This window comes from Mycobacterium sp. E183 (assembly GCF_001667735.1).
Classification (GTDB): Bacteria; Actinomycetota; Actinomycetes; order Mycobacteriales; family Mycobacteriaceae; genus Mycobacterium.
This window is the reverse complement of sequence record NZ_LZJN01000184.1, coordinates 38,280-60,484: the sequence shown is the minus strand read 5'-3', so window position 1 is coordinate 60,484 and position 22,205 is coordinate 38,280. Positions and strand designations below refer to the sequence as shown.

The window sequence follows — 22,205 nt, the reverse complement described above, 5'->3', positions numbered from 1 at the left end:
GGGTCGCGGCGCCGCGACACTCAAAACCGCGCGCACGACACGCCGCGAGGGATGTGCGTGGCAGCCGTCAGTCGGTCACCAGCGAATAGCTGTTGGTCAGGTTGTCCTGCAGCACCTGGGCCGCCCGGGTCCGCGTGTCGACGCGCAGTTCGTCGGTGAGCACGCGCGGTTGGTAGCTCCACCCCGCCGGCAGGTCGAGCCGCTCGGCGAGCCCCGGCAGGTCCGCTTGCGACAGGTTGGGGTCGGCGACCTGGCTCAAGGTCTGCATCACCCAGTGCTGCCCTTGGGGGTCGATCAGCTCGTAGACCTGTTCACCGGCGTTGAAGACGAAGACCGTGTGCCGGTTGACCTTGTTCGGGATGTAGGGCGCCGGATTCATCGAAGAGAGCAGCACCGTGGCCTGCTGAATCATCTCGATACCGCCGAAAGTCTTCGTGATCTGAGGACCCTGGGCTTCCTTTTCGATGGCGTTCATCAGCCAGTACCGCGGACCGTTGAGCAGGGCTGCGGCCACGCCGTTTTCGGCGGCGATGGCGTGCGGGTCGAGCGCGGACCACAGCTCGGCGGGACAGTCGTTGAGCGGGAAGCTGTTGTAAACCGTTGCCTGCGGGCCGGCTTCGCCGGCGGTTACCAGGAGCACTTCGCCGTAGCGTTTTCCTGCCAGGTCGAGCGCGTGTTTGCCGACGGCACGGTCGGACTCGGGGGCGGACACACGGTGAAGTTAGTCACTACGGTCGGTGTCGTCAACAGCACCCGCGGTCGGCGCGACGGCGCCGCGGTAGCGGTTGCGGGCGATCAGCGTGGCATGCAGGTCACCGATCAGCGGATCCAGGAAGGTGGACCGATACTCGGCGTCGCCGGCCGCGCGGGCGCTGATGTACATGAAGGTCAGCGCGCCCAGGAAAAGGCTCATGTGCACCAGCGAGTCCGGGACCGGCAGCGTGAAGCCCAACACCGTCGCGGTGCTCTTGTAGGTGTGGGTCCATTCGTTGAGCAGTTCCGGGCTCAGCACGATCAGGCCGAGAATCAAATAGATGGTGGCCGTGACCACCGCCACCACCAGGATCTGTGCCAGCTGGGACGCGGCCAGAACGAACACCACGTTGAGGCGTTCGCTCTTCCTCAACGGCGTGCTGTCCGGGGCGTCCGGCATGGTCGCGAACGGCGTGCCCGCGAGGTGCTCGGCGTCTCCGGGCAAGGCCGCCGCCGACTTCAGCGTCGGTCGCACCCGCTCCACCGTGGCCGAGATGACGAACGCCGCCGCGATGGAGACCAGGAACGCCATCGCCAGCCCGAGCCGGTTCCCGCTGATCGTGGCGGCCATCAGCCAGACGTAGGTGTTGAAGAAGACCAACGCCGTCAGCAGCACGACCGGCAACGCCCGGACCGCCAGCGCGCCGACCATGGTGAAGTGCGACAGCATCATGCGGACCGCCCAGCCGACCACCGAACCGACGCCGAAGCCGGTCAGGATCAGCACGACGGCGATGACGGCGGCCTGCTGCGGCAGCTGCGCAGCGTCTCCCGTCGCCACGCCGACGGACACCACCACCACGACCGACGCCGTCGCTATCGTCGCGCGCGCCCGCCCGTTGCGCGATCGCGACACCAGCCAGCCGACGACCGCCATCAGCGGGAGGCTGAGGCCGACGACGACGAGCACGAGCAGCTCCGAAGTCGTTGGTGTGCCGGTGATTTCGACGTCGTGGCCGCCGGTGATCAGATACACCAGCAGGATGCAGGCCTGCAGCGCCGCGTACGCCGCGAGCACCGGCGCCGCGCGCGGCCAGAGCCGGCGCCACCGGGCGCGCCTCGTCAGTACGGACGGCAAACCCCGCGCTAGGAACCAGCTTTCAGCCGCGCCGTTCACCGGACCGCGGCGGCGCGGGGCGCGGCGCAGACTTAGGTCCATGGCGGCTCACCCTACGACGGGCGCCCCGCTCGCGCTGGTCGTTGAGCGACTAGGGCCGCCTTCTCAACGCCCCGCCGCGCGGGGCGCATCGTCGGCGGGCCTAGCCCGATTGCCCGCCTTCTCAACGCCCCGCCGCGCGGGGCGCATCGTCGGCGGGCCTACGCTTAGGCCATGCAACGGATTATCGGGACGGAGGTCGAGTACGGCATTTCATCGCCGTCGGACCCGACGGCCAACCCGATCCTCACTTCGACCCAGGCGGTGCTGGCCTATGCCGCCGCCGCCGGCATTCAGCGCGCCAAACGCACCCGCTGGGACTACGAGGTGGAATCACCGTTGCGGGACGCCCGCGGTTTTGATCTGAGCCGCTCGGCGGGCCCGCCTCCAGTGGTCGACGCCGACGAAGTCGGCGCGGCCAACATGATCCTGACCAACGGCGCGCGGCTCTACGTCGACCACGCCCACCCCGAATACTCGGCGCCCGAGTGCACCGACCCGCTGGACGCGGTGATCTGGGACAAGGCCGGCGAACGCGTCATGGAGGCCGCCGCCAGGCACGTCGCCAGCGTGCCCGGGGCCGCCAAGCTGCAGCTCTACAAGAACAACGTCGACGGCAAGGGCGCCTCCTACGGGTCGCACGAGAACTACCTGATGTCGCGGCAGACACCGTTTTCGTCGATCATCGCGGGACTGACCCCTTTCCTGGTATCCCGCCAGGTGGTGACCGGCTCCGGCCGGGTCGGCATCGGGCCCTCCGGCGACGAGCCCGGCTTCCAGCTGTCCCAGCGCTCCGATTACATCGAGGTCGAGGTCGGCCTCGAGACCACCCTCAAGCGCGGCATCATCAACACCCGCGACGAACCGCACGCCGACGCGGACCGATACCGCCGGCTGCACGTCATCATCGGCGACGCCAACCTCGCCGAGACGTCGACCTACCTCAAGCTGGGCACGACGGCGCTGGTGCTGGACTTGATCGAGGTCGGCCCGGAACACGGGATCGACCTGAGCGACCTGGTGCTGGCCCGGCCGGTGCACGCGGTCCATGCGATCAGCCGCGATCCGTCGCTGCGGGTCGCCGTGGCCCTTGCCGACGGGCGGGAATTGACCGGCCTTGCGTTGCAACGGATTTACCTGGATCGGGTGGCGAAGCTCGTCGACAGCCGCGACCCCGATCCCCGCGCGGCCGACATCGTGGAGACCTGGGCGCAGGTGCTCGACCAACTCGAGCGGGACCCGATGGAGTGCGCCGAGCTGCTCGACTGGCCCGCCAAGCTGCGCCTGCTCGAGGGTTTCCGTCAGCGAGAGAACCTGAGCTGGTCGGCGCCAAGGCTGCACCTCGTCGACCTGCAATATTCCGACGTCCGGCTGGACAAGGGCCTGTACAACCGGCTCGTCGCCCGCGGCTCGATGAAGCGGTTGGTCACCGAGCACCAGGTGCTGGAGGCGGTGGACAACCCGCCGACCGACACGCGCGCGTACTTCCGCGGTGAGTGCCTGCGCAGGTTCGGTGCCGACATCGCCGCGGCCAGCTGGGACTCGGTCATCTTCGACCTCGGCGGTGACTCGTTGGTGCGCATACCGACGCTGGAGCCGCTGCGGGGCAGCAAGGCGCACGTCGGGGCGCTGCTGGACTCGGTGGATAGCGCCGCCGAACTGGTCGAACAACTCACCAGCTAAGCCGGTTAAACCGGGGAACGTCGGGGTTGACCGGTAGGGTAGAGATACCAGCGAGCAGTGTGGCTTAAAAGGCAAGCGAGCCGCTGAACAAGTTCAGATGAAGCAGGAGGCCGGCGATGGCTCAAGAGCAGACCAAGCGTGGCGGTGGTGGTGGCGACGACGACGATCTCGCCGACAGCACGGCCGCGGGCCAGGAGCGCCGCGAGAAGCTAGCCGAGGACACCGACGATCTGCTCGACGAGATCGACGACGTGCTCGAAGAGAACGCCGAAGATTTCGTCCGGGCATACGTCCAAAAGGGCGGACAGTGACCTGGCCCTTCTCCGATCGCCTGTCCACTAACTCCGCATTCCCGGGAACCCCCGCCGTAGACCTGTCGTCGTTTGCTGACTTCCTGCGCCGCCAAGCGCCGGAGCTGCTGCCGGCGAGCCTCGGTGGCGGTGCCCACGCCGATGGGGTGGGCTCGCAGCTGCCGCACGGCACCACCATCGTCGCCCTGAAGTTTCCCGGTGGCGTCGTCATCGCCGGGGACCGTCGCTCGACCCAGGGCAACATGATCGCCGGGCGCGACGTGAAAAAGGTCTATGTGACCGACGACTACACGGCGACCGGCATCGCGGGCACCGCGGCCATCGCCGTGGAGTTCGCCCGCCTCTACGCCGTCGAACTCGAGCACTACGAGAAGCTCGAAGGCGTGCCGCTCACGTTTGCCGGCAAGGTGAACCGACTGGCGATCATGGTGCGCGGAAACCTGGCCGCGGCGATGCAGGGCCTGGTGGCTCTGCCGCTGCTGGCGGGGTACGACATCGACGCGCCCGACCCCGAAGGCGCCGGCCGGATCGTCTCGTTCGACGCCGCCGGCGGCTGGAACCTGGAGGAAGAGGGTTATCAGTCGGTGGGGTCGGGCTCGATCTTCGCCAAGTCCTCCATAAAGAAGTTGTATTCGCGGGTCGTCGATGCCGATTCGGCGGTGCGGGTGGCCGTCGAGGCGCTCTACGACGCCGCCGATGACGACTCCGCCACCGGCGGGCCTGACTTGGTTCGGGGCATCTACCCGACGGCGGTCACCATCGGCGCCGAGGGGGCGGCCGAGGTGCCCGAGAGCCGGATCGCCGAGCTCGCCCGCGAGGTGATCGAAAGCCGCTCACGCGCAGACACTTTCGGCCCCGACGGTGGTGAGAAGTGAGCTTCCCGTATTTCATATCGCCCGAGCAGGCGATGCGCGAGCGCAGCGAGCTCGCGCGCAAAGGCATCGCGCGCGGCAAGAGCGTGGTGGCGCTGGTCTACGCCGGTGGTGTGCTGTTCGTGGCGGAGAACCCGTCGCGGTCCCTGCAGAAGATCAGTGAGCTCTACGATCGCGTCGGCTTCGCGGCCGCCGGCAAGTTCAACGAATTCGACAACCTGCGCCGCGGCGGAATCCAGTTCGCCGACACCCGGGGCTACGCCTACGACCGCCGCGACGTCACGGGACGCCAGCTGGCCAACGTCTACGCGCAGACCCTGGGCACCATTTTCACCGAGCAGGCTAAGCCGTACGAGGTGGAATTGTGCGTCGCCGAGGTGGCGCACTACGGCGAGACGAAACCGCCTGAGCTGTATCGCATCACCTACGACGGGTCGATCGCCGACGAGCCGCACTTCGTGGTGATGGGCGGCACCACCGAGCCGATCACGACCGCGCTCAAGGAGTCCTACGCGGAGAACGCCGACTTGCGCGAGGCGACCAAAATCGCCGTGAAGGCGCTGCGGGCCGGCAGCACCGACGGTTCAGGCGGGGACCAGCCCTCCCCGGACGTGGGCAGCCTGGAGGTCGCCATCCTGGACGTCAACCGGCCACGCCGGGCGTTCCGGCGCATCAACCGGGCCACGTTGGAAGGTCTGCTGCAAGAGGGCGATTCGAGGCAGTCGGAAACCAACGGCGAAGCGCCGGAATCCAACGGCGACGCCGCCGGCTGACTCGGGCCCGCCGCGTGCGGTGTTCGCTACGGGCTGAACACCGCGCCCGCGGGTGTCCGAGTTGTCGACGTCCCGTTGCGGTCCCCAGGCGGTGCCCTGGCGGGCTTCGCGAAACTCGTCCGGATCCGTAGGCGCGGCTTCCGCACCGTCCCGGTCAGACAACCAGTACGCTCGATTACGTGCAGCGACGAATTATGGGCATCGAGACCGAGTTCGGTGTCACCTGCACGTTCCACGGCCATCGCCGGCTGTCGCCGGACGAGGTCGCCCGATACCTGTTCCGGCGCGTCGTGTCGTGGGGGCGCAGCTCGAACGTTTTTCTTCGCAACGGCGCCCGCCTGTACCTCGACGTGGGCAGCCACCCCGAGTACGCGACGGCCGAGTGCGACAGCCTGGTGCAGCTGGTCACCCACGACCGGGCCGGCGAATGGGTGCTGGAAGACCTGCTGATCGACGCCGAGCAGCGGCTGGCCGACGAGGGCATCGGTGGCGACATCTACCTGTTCAAGAACAACACCGACTCGGCGGGCAACTCGTATGGCTGCCACGAGAACTACCTGATCGTGCGGGCCGGCGAGTTCTCCCGGATCTCCGATGTGCTGCTGCCGTTCCTGGTCACGCGCCAGCTGATCTGCGGGGCCGGCAAGGTGCTGCAGACCCCGAAGGCGGCGACGTTCTGCCTGTCGCAACGCGCCGAGCACATCTGGGAGGGCGTCTCCTCGGCTACCACCCGCAGCCGTCCGATCATCAACACCCGAGACGAGCCGCACGCTGACGCCGAGAAGTACCGGCGGCTGCACGTGATCGTCGGCGACTCCAACATGTGCGAGACCACCACCATGCTCAAGGTGGGCACCGCCGCGCTGGTGCTGGAGATGATCGAGGCCGGCGTCCCCTTCCGTGACTTCTCGCTGGACAACCCGATCCGCGCCATCCGCGAGGTCAGCCACGACATCACCGGGCGGCGGCCCGTGCGGCTGGCCGGCGGCCGGCAGGCCAGCGCCCTGGACATCCAGCGCGAGTACTACAGCCGCGCCGTCGAACACCTGCAGACCCGCGAGCCCAACGCCCAGATCGAGCAGGTCGTCGACCTGTGGGGGCGTCAGCTAGACGCCGTCGAGAGCCAGGACTTCGCCAAGGTGGACACCGAGATCGACTGGGTGATCAAGCGCAAGCTGTTCCAGCGCTACCAGGACCGCTACAGCATGGAGCTGTCCGACCCCAAGATCGCCCAGCTGGACCTGGCCTATCACGACATCAAGCGTGGGCGCGGCGTGTTCGACCTGCTGCAGCGCAAGGGCCTGGCGGCGCGCGTCACCACCGACGAGGAGATAGCGGAGGCCGTCGACCACCCGCCGCAGACCACCCGGGCGCGGCTGCGCGGCGAATTCATCAGCGCCGCTCAGGCTGCGGGCCGCGACTTCACCGTCGACTGGGTGCACCTCAAGCTCAACGACCAGGCCCAGCGGACCGTGTTGTGCAAGGACCCCTTCCGGGCGGTCGACGAGCGGGTCAAGCGGCTGATCGCCAGCATGTAGTTTCTGGTCACAGCTGCCACACCCGTCGCTCGTACCCACCGATGCGCGCCACGACTGATATCGCGGGCGCTATCAAATCCGTCGAGCCGGTGGTCCCGGCGAACTAGTGACTGATGTGCCAATTGTGAAAACTGCGACTCGCAGGCCGGTGCAGGCGCACCACGGGCGACGGTTATAACCTGGTGCGAATGGCGACCTCGAAAGTCGAGCGGTTGGTCAATCTCGTCATCGCCCTGCTGTCCACCCGCGGCTACATCAGCGCGGAGAAGATCAGGTCCAGCGTGGCCGGTTACGCGGACAGCCCGAGCGCCGAGGCCTTCTCCCGCATGTTCGAGCGGGACAAGAACGAGCTGCGCGACCTGGGCATCCCGCTCGAGGTGGGCAGGGCGTCGGCCATGGAGCCCACCGAGGGGTACCGGATCAACCGGGACGCCTACGCGCTGCCGGCGGTCGAGCTGACTCCCGACGAGGCGGCCGCGGTAGCCGTCGCGACCCAATTGTGGGAGTCGCCCGAATTGATCACCGCCACCCAGGGTGCGCTGCTCAAGCTGCGCGCCGCGGGCGTGGACGTCGACCCCGATGCGCCGGTGGCGATCGCCTCACCGGCCGGGGTGCCCGGGCTGCGCGGTTCGGAAGAGGTTCTCGGAATCCTGCTGTCGGCCATCGATTCCCGGCAGGCGGTGCAGTTCCCGCACCGGCCCTCGCGCGCCGAGCCGTACAGCGTGCGCACCGTGGAGCCGTGGGGCGTCGTCACCCAGAAGGGCCGCTGGTACCTGGTGGGTCATGATCGCGACCGCGACGCCACCCGGACCTTCCGGCTGTCGCGGATCGGCGCCGAGGTCCGGCCGATCGGCCCGGCCGGGGCGGTGGTGGTGCCCGCGGATGTGGATTTGCGCCATATCGTGGCCCGGACGATCGCCGAGACGCCGACCGGTGGGCAGGCGCGGGTATGGGTCGCCGACGGGCGGGCCACCGCGCTGCGGCGCGCTGGGCGGTCCACCGGCGCGCGGCAACTGGGCGGCCGCGACGGGGAGGTGATCGAACTGGACATCGGGTCCAGCGACCGGCTGGCGGGCGACATCGCCGGCTATGGGGCCGACGCGGTCGTGCTCGAACCGCAGCAGCTGCGCGACGACGTCCTGGCGCGGCTTGGCTCCCACCTGGACGGCGGGGGGCCGTCGTGACCGCCATATCCACACGCCTGGTCCGGCTGCTCAACATGGTGCCGTACTTCCAGGCCAACCCGCGGGTCACCCGCGCCAAGGCCGCCGCCGACCTCGGGGTGTCCGCCAAGCAGCTGGAAGAGGACCTCAACCAGCTCTGGATGTGCGGGCTGCCCGGCTACTACCCGGGAGACCTGATCGACTTCCAATTCGCCGGCGACACCATCGAGGTCACCTTCTCCGCGGGCATCGACCGGCCCCTCAAACTCACCTCGCCCGAGGCCACCGGTCTGCTCGTGGCCCTGCGCGCGCTCGCCGACATTCCGGGCGTCGTGGATCCGGAGGCGGCGCGCAGCGCGATCGCCAAGATCGAGGCCGCGGCGGGTGCCGTCGGGCAGGACGCCACCGGGTCGGCGGCAGCGGTCGACGAGCAGGCACCCGCGGAGAGCCACGCCGCGGCCGCGGTGCGCACCGCGGTGCAGTCCAAACACGCGCTGGCCATCGACTATTACTCCGCGTCGCACGACACCCTGACCAGCCGGATCGTCGACCCCATCCGCGTGCTGCTGATCGGCGGCCACAGCTACCTGGAGGCCTGGTCACGCGAGGCCGAAGGGGTGCGGCTGTTCCGCTTCGACCGCATCGTCGACGCCACCGAGTTGGACGAGCCGGCGGCCCCGCCCGAACTGGCGCTACAGGCGCCGCCGGACACCTCCCTGTTCGACGGCGACCCGTCGCTGCCGTCGGCCAGGCTGCGGATCGCGCCGTCGGCGTCGTGGATGTTCGAGTACTACCCGATGCGCGACGTGCGGGAGCTGCCGGACGGGTCCTGCGAGGCGGTGATGACCTACGCCTCCGAGGACTGGATGACCCGCCTCGTGCTGGGCTTCGGGTCGGCCGTGCGGGTGCTTGAACCGGAGTCGCTGGCGGTACGTGTCCGGGATGCGGCGGCGGCGGCCCTCGAGTCCTACCGGGCGCTTGCCCCCTGAGGCCACGGCGCGGGCGGTCCGGTGTATCGCCGCGCTGCGGTAGCATCGGGTAGACGTCTGGAGGTAATCAAAGTGGGCAGTCTTAGTCCGTGGCACTGGGCGATCCTCGCCGTGGTGGTGATCCTGCTCTTCGGTGCCAAGAAGCTCCCCGATGCAGCACGTTCGCTGGGCAAGTCGATGCGCATCTTCAAGTCTGAGCTGCGCGAAATGCAGACCGAGAACAAAGCGGAGTCGTCGGCTTTGGAGACCAACAGCGCGACCAACAGCGCCCCCTCCGCGGCGAACCCCACTCCCGTGCAGTCGCAGCGTGTCGACGCTCCGGCGGCCGAGCAGGGGCACACCGAAGCACGCCCGGCGTAGCCCGCCGTCATCGTCGCGGGGCCCGAGCGCTACTGAACGAGCGTCGTGAAAGTTTTCAAGGTTTCAGCGCGCACTGCCGGCGTGCTGAAGCGTCTCAATCCGCGTAACAGGCGCAGCCGCACCAACCCCGACGCGACGATGTCGCTCGTCGATCACCTGACCGAGCTGCGCACCCGGTTGCTGCTGTCGCTGGCCGCCATCTTGATCACCACGATCTTCGGGTTCTTCTGGTATTCGCACTCGATCTTCGGGCTGGAAAGCCTCGGCGAGTGGCTGCGCCACCCGTACTGTTCCCTGCCTCAGTCGGCGCGCGCCAGCATCAGCGCCGACGGTCAATGCCGGCTGCTGGCCACGGCGCCGTTCGACCAGTTCATGTTGCGGCTCAAGGTCGGGCTGACCGCCGGGGTCGTGCTGGCCTGCCCGGTGTGGTTCTACGAACTCTGGGCGTTCATCACGCCGGGGCTGTACCAAAAGGAGCGCCGCTTCGCGGTCGGATTCGTGATCCCCGCGGCGGCGCTGTTCGTCACGGGCGCGATCCTGGCCTACTTCGTGCTGTCCAAAGCGCTGGGCTTCCTGCTGACGGTCGGCAGCGACGTGCAGGTGACCGCGCTGTCCGGGGACCGGTACTTCGGGTTTCTGATCAACCTGCTGGTGGTGTTCGGGGTCAGCTTCGAGTTCCCGTTGCTCATCGTGATGCTCAACATGACGGGCGTGCTGACCTACGAGCGGCTCAAGTCCTGGCGGCGCGGCCTGATCTTCGGGATGTTCGTGTTCGCCGCGGTTTTCACGCCCGGGTCCGATCCGTTCTCGATGACCGCGTTGGGCGTGGCGCTGTCGGTGCTGCTGGAGTTCGCCATCCAGATCGCCCGCCTGCATGACAGGCGGAAGGCAAAGCGCGAAGCGCAGACCGCGATCCCGGACGACGAGGCCTCGGTCATCGAGGCGCCCGCACCGATACACGAGCCGGCGCGGGAGCCGTCGTTCACCGCCGGCCAGCATGACGATGTCACCTAAACCGTCGGTGCCGAAGGACGCAACGGAGCTCGTCGAGCTGACCCGGTTCACCGCCGAATTGCCCTTCGCGCTCGACGGTTTCCAGCAGCGCGCATGCGCGGCGCTGGAACGAGGCCACGGCGTGCTGGTGTGCGCCCCGACCGGCGCCGGCAAGACGGTGGTGGGGGAGTTCGCCGTGCACCTGGCGCTGGCCGCCGGCGGCAAGTGCTTCTACACCACGCCACTCAAGGCGCTGAGCAACCAGAAGCACACCGATCTGATCGCGCGCTACGGCCGCGACCGGATCGGCCTGCTGACCGGTGATATGTCGGTGAACGCCGACGCCCCCGTGGTGGTGATGACCACCGAGGTGCTGCGCAACATGCTTTACGCCGATTCGCCTGCGCTGCAAGGGCTTTCCTACGTCGTGATGGATGAGGTGCATTTCCTGGCCGACCGGATGCGCGGCCCGGTGTGGGAGGAAGTGATCCTGCACCTGCCCGACGAGGTGCGGGTGGTCAGCCTGTCGGCGACGGTGAGCAACGCCGAGGAATTCGGCGGCTGGATCCAGACGGTGCGGGGCGATACCACCGTGGTGGTCGACGAGCACCGGCCGGTGCCGTTGTGGCAGCACGTGTTGGTGGGCAAGCGGCTCTTCGACCTTTTCGACTACCGCAGCTCGGAAGCCGGCGGGCAGCCGGTCGCCGGCCACGAGGCGCGCGTCAGCCCGGACCTGGTGCGCCACATCGCGCATCGCCGGGAGGCCGACCGGATGTCGGACTGGCAGCCGCGGCGCGGGCGCGGTGGACGCGGCGCGCCCGGCCGGCCGCGGTTCTACCGGCCACCGGGGCGGGCGGACGTGATCGCGACGCTGGACTCCGAGGGGCTGCTGCCGGCGATCACGTTCGTGTTCTCTCGAGCCGGCTGCGACGCCGCCGTCCAGCAGTGTCTGCGCTCGCCGCTCCGGTTGACCACCGAGGAGGAACGGGCGCAGGTCGCCGAGGTGATCGACCACCGCTGCGGCGATCTCGCCGACGCCGACCTGGCGGTGCTCGGTTACTACGAGTGGCGGGAGGGGCTGCTGCGCGGCCTGGCGGCCCACCACGCCGGGATGCTGCCGGTGTTCCGGCACACCGTCGAGGAGCTGTTCACCGCCGGTCTGGTCAAGGCGGTGTTTGCGACCGAGACGCTGGCGCTCGGCATCAACATGCCCGCCCGCACGGTGGTGCTCGAGCGGCTGGTCAAGTTCAACGGCGAGCAGCACATGCCGCTGACACCGGGGGAGTACACGCAGCTGACGGGCCGCGCCGGGCGGCGCGGCATCGACGTCGAGGGTCACGCGGTGGTCCTGTGGAATCCCACGGACGAGAACACCGAGCCGTCCGCCGTGGCGGGCCTCGCCTCCACCCGCACCTTCCCGCTGCGCAGCTCGTTCGCCCCGTCGTACAACATGACGATCAACCTGGTGCAGCAGATGGGGCCCGAGCAGGCGCACCGGCTGCTGGAGCAGTCGTTCGCCCAGTATCAGGCCGACCGCTCCGTCGTCGGCCTGGTCCGCGGAATCGAGCGCGGCAACGCGATGCTCGCCGAGATCGCCGCCGAGCTGGGCGGCCCGCAGGCCCCGATCCTCGACTACGCGCGGCTGCGCGCTCGCATTTCGGAGATGGAGCGCGCGCAGTCCCGCGCGTCGCGTCTGCAGCGCCGTCAGGCGGCCAGCGACGCCCTGGCCGCACTGCGGCGCGGCGACATCATCAACATCACCCATGGCAGGCGCGGCGGGCTGGCGGTGGTGCTGGAATCGGCCCGCGACGGCGATGACCCGCGCCCGTTGGTGCTCACGGAAAACCGCTGGGCGGGAAGGATTTCCACGGCCGACTACTCGGGCGCGTCGGCTCCGGTCGGCTCGATGCCATTGCCCAAGCGGGTCGAGCACCGCCAGCCGCGGGTCCGGCGTGACCTGGCGTCAGCGCTGCGGTCGGCGGCGGCCGGGCTGGCCGTTCCGGCCAGGCGCCGCGGCGGCCGTGGCGACCACGACGGGGCGTTCCACGACCCGGAGCTGGCCTCGTTGCGGGAGGAGCTGCGCCGGCACCCGTCGCACAACAGCGCCGGGCTGGAGTCGCGAGTCCGGCAGGCCGAGCGGTATCTGCGCATCGAACGGGACAACGCGCAGCTGGAGAAAAAGGTTGCCGCCGCGACCAATTCGCTGGCGCGGACCTTCGACCGGATCGTCGGCCTGCTCACCGAGCGCGGCTTCATCCAGGGCCCGGAGACCGATCCCCACGTCACCGACGACGGCCGGCTGCTGGCCCGCATCTACAGCGAGAGCGATCTGCTGGTCGCCGAGTGCCTGCGGACCGGCGCGTGGGCCGATCTGAAACCGCCCGAGTTGGCGGCGGTGGTCTCGGCGGTCCTGTACGAGAGCCGCGGTGGTGAAGGCCCGCGCGCGGCGTTCGCCGCCGAGGCGCCCACTCAGCGGGTGCGACAGGCGTTGCAGCAAACGTCGCGGCTGTCGTACGCGTTGCGCTCCGACGAGCAGACCCATCGGATCGCGCCGAGCCGGGAACCCGACGACGGCTTCGTCAACGTCATCTATCGCTGGGCCAAGACCGGTGACCTGGCCGCGGCCCTGGCGGCCGTCGACCCGGCCGGCGCCGGCTCGCCGCTGCTGGCGGGTGATTTCGTCCGCTGGTGCCGCCAGGTGCTGGATCTGTTGGACCAGGTCCGCAACGCCGCCCCCGATCCCGAGTTGCGGGCCACGGCCAAGCGCGCCATCAATGACGTTCGGCGCGGCGTCGTCGCTGTTGACGCCGGGTAGGCTGTGCCGAAGCTACCGTAGATCCAATCAATCACAACGCCGAGAGTGCGTGCCAAGACACTAAGGGGCTGAGGAGAGACGATGAGCGGACCGCAGGGACCGGAGCAGCAGTGGCAACCGCCCGGCCAAGGTAGCGATCAGTCGTCCGAACCGACCCAGGTCGGTTCGCCGTGGCAGCAGCAGCCGGGCCAGGAGGCGACGTGGCAGGCCCCGGCATACACGCCGCCCGCCGAGTACCCGCAGTACCAGCAGCCGGCCGAACAGGCGTATCCGCAGCAATACCCCCAGCAGCCCGGCTACGCGCAGCCCGGCCAGTACGCGCAGCCCGGCCAGTACGGCCAGCCGGGTCAGTACGGCCAGCCGGGTCAGTACGGGCAGCCGGGCCAGTATGGCCAGCCCGGCCAGTATGGCCAGCCCGGGCAGTACGGGCAGCCGGGCCAGTACCCGCAGCAGTACGCGCCATATGAGCAGCAGCCGCCCAAGAAGCGGTCGGTCGCCGTGATCGCCGGCGTGGGCGGGGTGATCGCCTTCCTGCTCATCGCCGTCGTGCTGGTGCTCGGCTTCTGGCAGCCCGGGTTCTTCGTCACCACCAAGCTGGACGTGAATAAGGCGCAGGCGGGTGTGCAGCAGGTCCTTTCCGACGAAACCAACGGTTACGGCGCCAAGAACGTCCAAAACGTCAAGTGCAACCACGGCCAGAACCCGACCGTCAAAAAGGGCGCCACGTTCGACTGCGACGTCAGCATCGACGGAGCCCCCAAGCACGTGACGGTGACCTTCCAGGACAACAAGGGCACCTACGAAGTGGGCCGCCCGCAGTAGTCGGTCAGTCCGGCAGCGCGTCGAGCGCTTTCTGCAACCGCCCTATCGACGACCCGACGCCCAGTCGGGTCGCCAGCTCCGCGGTGCGGTGCGGGTCGTCGGCCGCCAGCGGCAGGGCGTCGGTCGGGGTCGACAGGCTGACGGGTGCGTCGGTGGCCACCCGGACCACTTGTTCCGCGGCGTCGATGTAGTCCGTCGCGCCCAGCAGTTTCGAGCGCAGACCCTTGGCCATCTTCGATTTCGGATCGTGGGCGGCCGCCAGGATCTGTTCGAGCGAGCCGTGCTGGGCCAGCAGGGTCGCGGCCGTCTTCTCCCCGACACCCGGGACGCCCGGCAGGCCATCGGAGGGATCGCCGCGCATCAGCGCGAACTCGGCGTAGGCGGCGCCGGCCCGGTGTTCGGGCACGCCGTAGTGTTCGGCGACCTCCGCCGGACCGAACAGGGTGGCCTTGGTCAGCCCCCGGCCCAGGTAGAGGACTCGGACGGGCACCGGATCGTCGGACACCACCTGCAGCAGGTCGCGGTCGCCGCTGACCACCACCACGGGGTCGTGGCGTTCGCGGGCGGCCAGCGTGCCGAGCACATCGTCGGCCTCGAAACCTTCGGCGCCTGCCGTCGGGATGCCGAAGGCGTCCAGCAACTCCATGATCATGTCGATCTGCGGCGTCAGATCGTCGGGGACCTCCTCGACGTCGGGTTCGCCCTCGGGCTCGGCTTCCGCGACTCGATGCGCCTTGTAGGACGGGACGAGGTCCACCCGGAATTGCGGCCGCCAATCCAGGTCCAGGCAGACCACCAGCCGGCTGGGACGCTGCTGGCTGATCACGACGGCCATCGAGTCGATGAATCCGCGGACGGCGTTGACCGGCCGGCCGTCGGGGGAGGTGATCGACGACGGCACCCCGAAATACGACCGGAACCACATGCTGGCCCCGTCGAGCAGCAATAGCGGCGGTTCGCCGGTCGTACGTGGGGCCGATGGCATGCGGGTTATCGTCTCACGCTGCCGGGCGTCGGCTTCTCGTCGACCACCCAACGTAATCGGCGCACCAAGTCGGCGTTCGTCGGACCGGTTAGCCTGGCTGCCATGGAATCTCATCGGTTCGACACCGGGGTGTATGCCCACCGGCTGGCGGCGGCGGCCGCCGCGACCGCCGACGCGGGGTTGTCCGGCCTGGTGATCACTCCCGGGTACGACCTGCGCTACCTGGTGGGGTCGCGCGCCCAGACGCTCGAGCGGTTCACCGCGCTGGTGCTGCCGGCGTCCGGGGACCCGACGGTAGTGGTGCCGCGGCTGGAGCTGGCGTCGCTCAAGGGGTCGGCGATCGCGGAACTGGGTCTGGCGGTGCGGGATTGGGTCGACGGGGACGACCCCTACCAATTGGTGGGCGCCGCGTTGGGGGGTGCTCCCGCCGCGACCGCCGTCACCGACTCCATGCCGGCGCTGCACCTGCTGCCGCTGGCCGGTGTCCTGGGGGTATTGCCGATCCTGGCCACCGGCGTGATGCGGACGCTGCGGATGGTCAAGGAGGAATGCGAGATCGATGCGCTGCGCAAAGCCGGCGCGGCCATCGACCGCGTGCACGCTAGGGTGCCGGAGTTTCTGGTCCCCGGCCGCACCGAGGCCGACGTGGCCGCCGACATCGCGGAAGCGATTGTCGCCGAGGGCCATTCGGAGGTGGCGTTCATCATCGTCGGCTCCGGTCCGCACGGCGCGGACCCCCACCATGGCTACTCGGACCGCGAACTGCAGGTGGGTGACATCGTCGTCGTCGATATCGGCGGCGCCTACGAGCCGGGTTATCATTCCGACTCGACCCGCACCTACAGCATCGGTGAGCCAAATCCTGAAGTAGCACAACATTATTCGGTGCTGCATCGGGCACAACTGGCGGCCGTGGATGCGGTGCGCCCGGGCGTGACGGCCGAACAGGTCGACGCGGCGGCGCGCGATGTGCTTGCTGCCGCCGGACTCGGGGAGGTGTTCGTGCACCGCACCGGCCACGGCATCGGGTTATCGGTGCACGAGGAGCCCTACATCGTCGCGGGCAACAACCTGCCGCTGGCCGCGGGCATGGCCTTCTCGATCGAGCCCGGGATCTATTTTCCGGGCCGGTGGGGCGCCCGCATCGAGGACATCGTCGTCGTGACCGAAGACGGCGCCCTGCCCGTCAACAACCGGCCGCACGAGCTCATCGTGGTGCCGGTGCCGTAGCAGCCGAGGCGCACCGGCGCGTACGTTGGGGCTTGATGTCACTTCTGGATTTGACTCTCCTCCCGATCCGCATCGCACGCCACATCGCCGACACGCTGGTCCATCCCGCCGCGACGGCACCGGCACCAGCAGCTGAGCTCGTCGTGGTCGACGGCATGCCCGAGGGGGTGCCGCCGGCGGCGCTGCGCCCAGAGCCGCAACTACCGGTGCCGTCGGGATGGCCGTTCGGGGAAGAGTTTCCGCGCACGTGCGGCGCGGGCCGGTTGGCCGGCGGTGCCCTGTTCTGGACCGACTTTCTGTACGACGACCACGGGGCGACCGGCCTGCCGATCGGTGACCTGAAAGTGCAGGCGCCGCCGCGCGGCACCTACATCTATCCCGACGGCCCGGCGGCCCGCAACGGCGCCGACATTTTCCGGGTGGCGGTCGGGCTCACCGCGACCCACACGTGGTGGCGGATCGACTGGAACACACTGGTGGACGCGTCGGTCCCCATCGCCCTGTTCACTTTCGACACCGGTCCCGCCCGCAGCGCGCCGGAGCAGTGGCCCGCGGGGGCCGGGGTGCGCTCGCCCGGAATCGACATGGCCCTGCTGGTTTCCGGTAGCGGAGCCGCGCTGATCGACCTCACCACCCAGTCCACGACGCCCGTGCAACACAGCGTCGACATGGGGTCCCGATCGTTCCTCGCGCAGCTGCCGCGGACCCTGCTCGAGCCGGCCGGAAGCTGGACGGTGCGGCTGGCAGCGGGGTTGGCCAACGCGGCGGGCGACGGGTTCGCCGACGTGCCGGCCGAGCACGGCGCGCTGCCCGGGCAACCCAACGTCTACAACGTGGCCTTCCGCACCACCGAGCAGGAGGCGCCGCACCTGAACTTCTGGTCGGACGCCGCCCAGGCCGACGCGCTGACCCATGGCGACGTGTCGAAGTTCGCCCTGACCGTGGACTGGGATCGGTTGGCAGCCGGCGAGACCGAGCCCGAGCCGGTGATCACCGGGCCGTCGACCCGGTGGTACGTGTCCTCGATCGAGCTGGGTCAGGGCTTGGAACAAGGGTGGGCCGCCGACGACATCTTGAGCACCAAGCCGCAATTCCTCGGTCGGGTGCAGCCGTATTCGGTGTGCCTGCCTTCGACTTTCAAGCCCGGACGGATGCTGCCGTTGACCCTGCTGCTGCATTCGCTGGCGCTGGGGCAGAGCCAATTCGCCGCGATCGACCCCCGCCTGCTGCACGAGGTGTGCGAGGGGCGCGACTCGGTGGTGATCACGCCGCTGGCCCGTGGCCCGTCGACGTGGTACTTCGACACCGGAGAACTGGATGTCTGGGAAGTGTGGGCGCGCGTCGCCGAACAACTGGGCACCGATCCCAATCGCACGGTGATCTCCGGCTACTCGATGGGCGGCTACGCGGCTTACAAGCTGGGATTGACCTACCCGCAGGTGTTTTCGCAGGCGGTGGTGCTCGCGGGGCCGCCGACGTGCGGGGTGCGGCTACTTCCCGACGTCGACATCCCGGCCGACCTCGACCCGGACTCGCCCTGTGCCCGCGAGGGCGACACGTGGAAGCTGCTGGTCAACGCACGCTGGCTGCCCTATGTGATCGCGCACGGGTTGGTCGACGAGCTGGTGCCGTTCCCGTCGGCCGCCGAGCAGGCCCTCGAACTCGATCGGCTGGGCTACCGACATCGCTTCACGGTGTATCCGCTCGAGGATCACCTCGCCTGGGTGTTGCAGGACAAGTTCGAAGACCCGATCGCCCACATGGAAACCGGCCTGCGCCAGGCCGATCCGGGGCACATCACGTTCGCCTGGCACCCGCAATTGGTGCGCGACGACCTGGGCATCGGGCCGCATCGGGTCTGGTGGTTGTCCGGCCTGGCCGCGGACCCTGCGGTGACGGCGCGGCGCGGGGCCATCGCCGAAGTCGACGCGCGTTCGTATGCGCGCCCTGACCCGACACACACCGTTCGGCACCATCGCGGGTTCGTGCTGAACTTCGACCCGACCCCGGGCGTGTACAGCGAATTGGACTGGCGGGTAGGCCCGCCCGTGAGTCCGCTGCCGTATCTCACGCTGCGGCTCACTGGCGTCGCCGCAATCACGGTGGATGTGCGGCGCGCTGGCCTGGCCACGTTGCCGGCGTCGACCATCATGATGGCCACCGATACCGCCGCGCGGATCACGCTGAGCGGCCTGCCCGCCGGGGTCAGCGTTCACCTCGACGGCCAACCGGCCGAACCGACCGTGGCGGTGCCGGTGGGACGGCACCGCATCACGCTGGCCGCGCGGGCTGTTGATAAATGAGTTGCGGCTTTGCAGAGATCCTCGCTAGCTTTTCCAAGCCATCATTGGGTGAATAGCGGCCGCGCGCGGTTCCGGCGAGAATTCGCGCGTGGCTCCGTTGGTGGTTGATCCCGAGGCGATGTTCGTCGCGGGGAGCGCCGTGGATGCTGTCGGCGAGGGCTTGGCGGCAGCATTGGGACCGCTCACCGCGGGCTTCGGGATCAACAGCGGCCAGGATGCGGCCGGGTTAATGTTCGGGTTGGGGTATCGGAATGCGGCCCAGTCGCTGCTGAACGGGGCGGCGGCCGGCATCTTCGCGTGCAGGTACCTGGGGGCCAAGGTGCAGCTGTGCGCGTCCAATTACTCGCGGGCCGAGGCGGCATCCAATGTCCGAGGGAGCGGCCACATGCTGCCGACGCCCGCGCAACCGCAGGACTTCCCGCCTCCGGGCCGCCCCGGGACCGTGGGCGCCGGGGTCGCTCAACCGCTGCTGTGGGCCGTGGTGGAGGCGCTGGTCGACGACGTCTGGCCCAACGGCAACGGGGTCGGAATGCACGCGGCTGCCGGATGTTGGCGAGGCTTCGGCGATGCACTTCGTGCGGTGGGGCACGGGCTTGACGGTCCGAAGTCGGTGGTCGCCGGGCAGCAGGTCCCCGAAGCTCAATTGGTGCAGCAGGTGTTGTCCGAACTGGGCAGCAAATTGGAGAAGCTGGCCGGTCGGTGCGACGACCTGGCAAAGGCTCTGGACGAATTCGCGAACGTTGTGGAGAACGCACAGAACAAGATTCGGGATCTCTTGGGCCGCCTGGCAGGCCTGACCAACCTTGCCCATGACGTGATGTTGATTTTCGAAGGCGATGCGGCCGATGAGCTGGAGAAGATCGTGCGAGACATCAACGACGTCCTGGACAACATGAAGCGGGAAGCGCAGGCCCGCGAGCACGTCATCAAAACGGGGATGCAGATCATCGACGGTCTGGTCGGCGACCTGAAAACCTACGTGCGCGGGCAGCTGGTCGAATTTCTGGGCGAGACCGTCGGCAAGTTCGTGGCGGATGACTTCGCCCTCACCGCGGATGCCGGTGAGGGAATCTTCAAGAGCGCAGTCGGCATTGCCGAATTGCAGGACCAGCTTGACCCGAGCCGGTTCGCCTTCGATCCCAAAGGCGTTGCGGCCAGTTGGGCGGCACTGGATCAGAGTGCGTTCAAATCCATTCCTGTGTATGCGCTTTTCGACCCGAAGGGCGCCGCGAAGAACGACTTAGGAGTCTTGAAAGGTCTTACCCACTGGGATGATCTGACCTCTGGTCGGCCCGGGCTGGGGATCGGGGAAGGCATCTTCGACGGCATGACATTCCTGCTGGGCGGCGGTTTGGCGAAGGCGGGATCGGAAGGTGCGGAGGCGGCGGGTGCTGAAGCCACCGAGGAGGCTACCGAGGGCGAGAAGGCGGCCCAAGGCGCCGCAGGCGCGGCCGGCGAATTGAACGGGGTTGGCGGCACGCTCGCTGATATCGCGACGAACGGCGCCGACCTCACGAAGGGCCTTCAGAATCTCGGCGAAGATCTGCCTAAGGGAGATCCGCTCCCTGGCGGCAGCGCGGTGGCTCTGCCGCCAGGGAAGTTGCCCGAGGTGCCGGTCGAGTCGGCGCCCCACCCGCCGGTTCAACCTCACGGCCCGGCAGATCCGGCGACGGTGCCTCCCGAATCACCCCGAGGGGCCGGCGAGCGACCCGCCCCCGAACCGGTGGGGGGTTCGCACGAGCCGGCTCCGGGTGGAGGTCCACGTGAGCCGGTTACGGCTCCTGGTGCCACTGCGCAGGCTGGGCACGCGGTGGGCGATCGCATGGCATCCGCCGTGCTGCGGCTGGTCGACCATTCGCCGACGCAGCTTCCGGTGTCGCCCGCAAGACCGCCCTTCGAGCCGGCATCCGCCGCGCATTCACCGCGACCAGCTCCGTCCGCGCCGTCCAGCGCGCCGCCCGCCGGGCCGCATTTTGCGTCCCCGAGCGGCCACCCGGCCGAGATGCCCGCACCTGGCGGAGGGCATGTGCCTAATGACGGGCTGCCTCCCGGCGAGCATCCGCATCGAAAGCCGCCGCACGAGGGGAAGCCCGATGAGCACGATGACGGTAAGTCGGGTGACGATCGGAATGGTAGGTCTGACGGGGACGATGGCAAGGATCACGCGAGCAACGAAGACGCCTCATCCGATGGAATCAGCGCAGAAAAGCGGAGTGAGATCATCGCGATGCCGAAAGGCAGTCGACCTGATCCTTCCGAATATTTATCGCCGGACTATATAAAGAACCATCTGCAAAAATTTAGCGATGGTGCTACCCGTTTCATGCCGGCAAGTAACCTCGAGAAATATGGCATTGCTCAGAGAGACGGAACATCGTTCGTAATGCCGCGGAATGAAGCTGATGCAATGCTCGAGGCTTCGGGTGGAAACCTAAGAAGCATGGAAAACGAACTCGGCTTACCCGAAGGCTTCCTTGATTCTAACAACCTTGTCAGGATCGATATCGCAGACCCCGGGGAGTACCACTTAAGAATGCCTTCCGGTAATGAGGCCGGTGCAAATGAACAATGGATTCCAGGTGGTGTCCTCCCCGATGGCGCGTCTGAGGCTGTCATAGACGGTGGAGAAATACCGCCTGATGACTATACTGTAACGAACATCTTCGACCAGAAAGAGATCAGATGACGTTTGACGACACCTATTTCTCTCGAGAAGATAGGTACTCGCTCGGCGTAGAGTCGGAGTCGGGCAGGTATTATGCTTCACTACCGGTAAGCAATGGCGTCGTAGATTATGAAGAATACTACGAACTCACCCCTGATGAATACGATCACTTGCTGCACGATAGGAATGCTGCAATAGAGTTCATCGAAGCATGCCGTAGGCGAGCGCACGATGACCTTCTCATCCAGAAGCCCGGCAGAAACCGAGGAACCCCGGTCTAAAAGAAATGCACGAACAAAGACCTCGTTAAGGGCCGCCGGAAGGGTGCCGCCGGTCTCAGGCAAACCCGGGCAATCAGCCCTACGTCTCGCCCCGATCCAGCAAGCCCGACGACCCGAGCACCCGCTCCACGTACACCTCGATGACCACCCGCCGCGGGTTGGGCCGTGGGGTGCGGTAGCGCTGGGCGTAGCGGAGTTCGGCATCGCGGACGGCGTCGGCATCGCTGTTGACCTTGGACCGGCCCTCCAGCGACAACCACCGCGCGCCGTCGACCTGACTGAGCACCGCCACCCCGCCGCGGTCGGCGTTCACCGCCTTCTGCGAGCCGCCGGTGGTGATCACCCGGGCGATGTGCGTCTTCGGGTCGAAGGTGAACCCCACCGCCACGACATGCGGCGAATTGTCGGCTCGCAGCGTGGTCAGCATGGCCAGATGCCGTTCGGACAGGAACGCCAGCGCATCGTCGGTGAGCCGGGTAGTGGTATTCGCCATCACCGCCCACGCTAGCGCAG

19 protein-coding genes are annotated in these 22,205 nt (G+C 68.2%); 15 read left to right on the top strand and 4 right to left on the bottom strand.

Features of this window, described 5'->3' with window-relative positions; genetic code table 11:
- Positions 1-67 precede the first annotated feature (67 nt).
- Positions 68-712 (bottom strand): hypothetical protein, encoded by a 645-nt coding sequence (locus A5691_RS21755; protein WP_067753819.1) that lies wholly within the window; start codon positions 710-712, stop codon positions 68-70.
- Positions 713-721: 9 nt separating this feature from the next.
- Complete coding sequence (locus A5691_RS21750; RefSeq protein WP_082950448.1) at positions 722-1,912, bottom strand: hypothetical protein; 1,191 nt, start codon at positions 1,910-1,912, stop codon at positions 722-724.
- 171 nt (positions 1,913-2,083) lie between these two features.
- On the opposite strand from A5691_RS21750, the gene dop reads away from it, so the two are divergent.
- From dop to A5691_RS21695, 11 genes are all read left to right on the top strand, one after another.
- On the top strand, positions 2,084-3,592 hold the full coding sequence (dop, locus tag A5691_RS21745) for a pup deamidase/depupylase (RefSeq protein ID WP_067887532.1): 1,509 nt from the start codon (positions 2,084-2,086) through the stop codon (positions 3,590-3,592).
- A 116-nt stretch (positions 3,593-3,708) separates the two neighbouring features.
- Positions 3,709-3,903, top strand: a complete 195-nt coding sequence (locus A5691_RS21740; RefSeq protein ID WP_067753803.1) for a ubiquitin-like protein Pup — start codon at positions 3,709-3,711, stop codon at positions 3,901-3,903.
- On the top strand, positions 3,900-4,778 hold the full coding sequence (gene prcB / locus A5691_RS21735) for a proteasome subunit beta (protein WP_067753800.1): 879 nt from the start codon (positions 3,900-3,902) through the stop codon (positions 4,776-4,778). Before A5691_RS21740 ends, prcB begins: the two co-directional genes overlap by 4 nt.
- Positions 4,775-5,548 (top strand): proteasome subunit alpha, encoded by a 774-nt coding sequence (prcA, locus tag A5691_RS21730; RefSeq protein WP_067753797.1) that lies wholly within the window; start codon positions 4,775-4,777, stop codon positions 5,546-5,548. Before prcB ends, prcA begins: the two co-directional genes overlap by 4 nt.
- Before the next feature lie 179 nt (positions 5,549-5,727).
- Complete coding sequence (gene pafA, locus A5691_RS21725; RefSeq protein WP_156675628.1) at positions 5,728-7,086, top strand: Pup--protein ligase; 1,359 nt, start codon at positions 5,728-5,730, stop codon at positions 7,084-7,086.
- Positions 7,087-7,274: 188 nt separating this feature from the next.
- The gene (locus A5691_RS21720) at positions 7,275-8,270 is read left to right on the top strand and encodes a YafY family protein (protein WP_068017090.1); all 996 of its coding nucleotides are present in this window, start codon (positions 7,275-7,277) and stop codon (positions 8,268-8,270) included.
- Complete coding sequence (locus A5691_RS21715; RefSeq protein ID WP_068017087.1) at positions 8,267-9,238, top strand: YafY family protein; 972 nt, start codon at positions 8,267-8,269, stop codon at positions 9,236-9,238. Before A5691_RS21720 ends, A5691_RS21715 begins: the two co-directional genes overlap by 4 nt.
- 72 nt (positions 9,239-9,310) lie before the next feature.
- Entirely contained in the window at positions 9,311-9,598 is a 288-nt protein-coding gene (gene tatA / locus A5691_RS21710; RefSeq protein ID WP_067754997.1) for a Sec-independent protein translocase subunit TatA, read from the top strand.
- A gap of 45 nt (positions 9,599-9,643) precedes the next feature.
- Positions 9,644-10,612, top strand: coding sequence for a twin-arginine translocase subunit TatC (gene tatC, locus A5691_RS21705; RefSeq protein ID WP_156675627.1), 969 nt, complete (start codon positions 9,644-9,646; stop codon positions 10,610-10,612).
- A complete protein-coding gene (locus tag A5691_RS21700; protein WP_068017108.1) occupies positions 10,602-13,406 on the top strand; it encodes an RNA helicase in 2,805 nt (934 codons plus the stop codon). The genes tatC and A5691_RS21700 overlap by 11 nt, the downstream gene beginning before the upstream one ends.
- Positions 13,407-13,487: 81 nt before the next feature.
- Positions 13,488-14,228: a DUF4333 domain-containing protein gene (locus A5691_RS21695; protein ID WP_067755000.1), complete on the top strand. Its 741-nt coding sequence runs from the start codon at positions 13,488-13,490 to the stop codon at positions 14,226-14,228.
- Between the two features lie 4 nt (positions 14,229-14,232).
- On the opposite strand, the gene A5691_RS21690 is transcribed toward A5691_RS21695, so the two are convergent.
- Positions 14,233-15,213: a 5'-3' exonuclease gene (locus A5691_RS21690; RefSeq protein WP_067755004.1), complete on the bottom strand. Its 981-nt coding sequence runs from the start codon at positions 15,211-15,213 to the stop codon at positions 14,233-14,235.
- Positions 15,214-15,315: 102 nt separating this feature from the next.
- On the opposite strand from A5691_RS21690, the gene A5691_RS21685 reads away from it, so the two are divergent.
- The 4 genes from A5691_RS21685 (at position 15,316) to A5691_RS28810 (ending at position 21,692) form a co-directional block, all read left to right on the top strand.
- The gene (locus A5691_RS21685; RefSeq protein ID WP_068017084.1) at positions 15,316-16,443 is read left to right on the top strand and encodes a Xaa-Pro peptidase family protein; all 1,128 of its coding nucleotides are present in this window, start codon (positions 15,316-15,318) and stop codon (positions 16,441-16,443) included.
- Positions 16,444-16,478: 35 nt separating this feature from the next.
- A complete protein-coding gene (locus A5691_RS21680; RefSeq protein ID WP_068017081.1) occupies positions 16,479-18,746 on the top strand; it encodes an alpha/beta hydrolase-fold protein in 2,268 nt (755 codons plus the stop codon).
- Between the two features lie 88 nt (positions 18,747-18,834).
- A complete protein-coding gene (locus A5691_RS21675; protein WP_068017078.1) occupies positions 18,835-21,432 on the top strand; it encodes a hypothetical protein in 2,598 nt (865 codons plus the stop codon).
- Entirely contained in the window at positions 21,429-21,692 is a 264-nt protein-coding gene (locus A5691_RS28810; RefSeq protein WP_082950447.1) for a hypothetical protein, read from the top strand. Before A5691_RS21675 ends, A5691_RS28810 begins: the two co-directional genes overlap by 4 nt.
- Before the next feature lie 79 nt (positions 21,693-21,771).
- On the opposite strand, the gene A5691_RS21665 is transcribed toward A5691_RS28810, so the two are convergent.
- On the bottom strand, positions 21,772-22,185 hold the full coding sequence (locus A5691_RS21665) for a F420-dependent biliverdin reductase (RefSeq protein WP_068017075.1): 414 nt from the start codon (positions 22,183-22,185) through the stop codon (positions 21,772-21,774).
- Between the last annotated feature and the right edge of the window lie 20 nt (positions 22,186-22,205).